This is a genomic window from Bacteroides cellulolyticus, assembly GCF_025567135.1.
Taxonomy (GTDB): domain Bacteria; phylum Bacteroidota; class Bacteroidia; order Bacteroidales; family Bacteroidaceae; genus Phocaeicola; species Phocaeicola cellulolyticus.
This window is the reverse complement of sequence record NZ_JAOQJJ010000048.1, coordinates 1-372: the sequence shown is the minus strand read 5'-3', so window position 1 is coordinate 372 and position 372 is coordinate 1. Positions and strand designations below refer to the sequence as shown.

Genomic DNA, 372 nt, shown 5'->3' with positions numbered 1-372 from the left:
GTGTACAAGGCCCGGGAACGTATTCACCGCGCCGTGGCTGATGCGCGATTACTAGCGAATCCAGCTTCGTGGAGTCGGGTTGCAGACTCCAGTCCGAACTGAGAGGGGCTTTCGGGATTGGCCAACCGTCGCCGGTAAGCGGCCTTCTGTACCCCCCATTGTAACACGTGTGTAGCCCCGGACGTAAGGGCCATGCTGATTTGACGTCATCCCCACCTTCCTCACATCTTACGATGGCAGTACCGCCAGAGTCCTCAGCTTAACCTGTTAGTAACTGGCAGAAAGGGTTGCGCTCGTTATGGCACTTAAGCCGACACCTCACGGCACGAGCTGACGACAACCATGCAGCACCTTCATACATGCCTTGCGGCT

Annotated in this window: 1 rRNA gene; it reads right to left on the bottom strand. The window is 57.3% G+C overall.

Features of this window, described 5'->3' with window-relative positions:
- Positions 1-372 (bottom strand): 16S ribosomal RNA (locus OCV82_RS15155); the annotation flags it as partial.